Source organism: Streptomyces atratus (assembly GCF_040655115.1).
Lineage (GTDB): Bacteria > Actinomycetota > Actinomycetes > Streptomycetales > Streptomycetaceae > Streptomyces > Streptomyces atratus_D.
Genome location: NZ_JBFAJH010000140.1, coordinates 1 through 1,486 on the forward strand (window position 1 = coordinate 1; position 1,486 = coordinate 1,486).

The 1,486-nt window shown below is 63.9% G+C and carries 2 protein-coding genes; both read right to left on the minus strand.

Annotation, left to right across the window (positions count from 1 at the left end; all coding sequences use genetic code 11):
- Positions 1-91 precede the first annotated feature (91 nt).
- Positions 92-454 (minus strand): IS3 family transposase, encoded by a 363-nt coding sequence (locus AB0I23_RS41450; RefSeq protein WP_436847084.1) that lies wholly within the window; start codon positions 452-454, stop codon positions 92-94.
- Between the two features lie 88 nt (positions 455-542).
- Positions 543-965 carry a DUF2690 domain-containing protein gene (locus AB0I23_RS41455; RefSeq protein WP_359118443.1) on the minus strand — a complete coding sequence of 141 codons (423 nt, stop codon included), beginning with the start codon at positions 963-965 and terminating at the stop codon, positions 543-545.
- Positions 966-1,486 lie beyond the last annotated feature (521 nt).

Sequence of the window (1,486 nt, forward strand, 5' to 3'; positions counted from 1 at the left end):
GTACCTCACCCCACTCGAAACCCGAGCCAGACTGCAGCACGACTTCACCCCCGCAGCGTAAGCAACCGCTGTCCAAGATCAGGGGGGAACTTCAGAGTGCCCAGACGCTCCACGGCTCACAGGTTCCTTCCCTTGATACAGTGCTTGATACTGATCCTGCTGCCTTGGTAGCCGTTGTGGACGGTCGAGTTTTCGTAGAAACCCTTGTTGCGCGCTCGACCAGGTCCGGGGCGAGCGTGGCCCCCGGATCACGGCGCGTGAAACCCTTGCGCCGCGGGCTGATGCCCGCGATGTCGGCCTCGCGCATCAGGCGCTCGATCCGTTTGCGGCCCACGTGCACGCCTTCGCGCTTCAGGGTCGCATGGACGCGCGGAGAGCCCGAAGTTTGACCTATTCGACTGCTGGTCAGCTGGCAAGGCAGCGGATTCCGATCCCCAGGATGTGCTGAGCACATCGGCGTGAGCAGCCTCAGCCCCGGACCTTCCCTGAGAGGATCGGGGAAAGCCCGGGACGTCTCGTGCTGTTCGGCGTCAGCCGGCGGCTCAGTATGAGCCTGTACAGGCCAGCAGTACGGTCTCGTTGCGGAAGCCGCAGGCGTATGAGGTGATGCCCGCGTCGTTGACCATCACCGTGTGCTGGTCACTACCGGAGTTGACGCGGCGTTCGCGGTAGGTACCGCTTGAGTTGCTCACGGAGATCCAGTCGCCCACGCTGGCACCGAGGATCTTGCCCCAGGCGGCGCGGCACGACGGGCTGTAGCGGAGCTGGATCGTGCGTCCTCCGGAGGTCACCTGCTTGGCCGTGATGGCGTCATTGGCGCACGTTGTGCCGTTGGGCTCGATGCCGGTACACGAGGAGCCATAGCAGGTGCCGGCTGCTGCCGCGTGGGCAGTCGGGGCGGTGAAGGCGATCGTCCCGCACAGCAGCGCGGCAGAGGAGAGCCCGACTGCGAATCGTCTGTTCAACGTTCCCCCTGGAAGCAAGAGGCTCTGCCTGGCCGACAGCGCCTTAAGTGCCATGGACACTAACGGGCGCAACAATGCACTCCCAACGTTCGTTCAGGACATATGGAGCAACTTCCCCCAAGACGCACCACTGCTGCTCAGGCGGCGTGTGACAGCGAGGGGAGGCACCCGGCGGAAGCGCGACACCCGTCTCGCAGACCCCGCCAACCGGCCAGTTGCCCGTAAGACGCCCTCAGAACGGAATTTGAAGAAGTCATGACCAAAAGTTGCCTTGTAGCGTGTATTTCCCGATGGGAACGGGGCGGTTCGCTCGGAACCATCACGAAGGCCTCTTCGGAGAGGCAGGCAAAGTTCGGTGAGAATCGGTCAATCTTCAGTGATGCCGGCCTGGTTGAGGATGTTCCAGGTGGAGGCGGCCATCTTGTAGCCGAGGCGGGTGAGTTCGCCGTGGATGCGCCGATGGCCCCATCCCGGGTTCTCGGCCGCCACGCGCAAGACCAGGACTCTGACTGCGGGGCCCG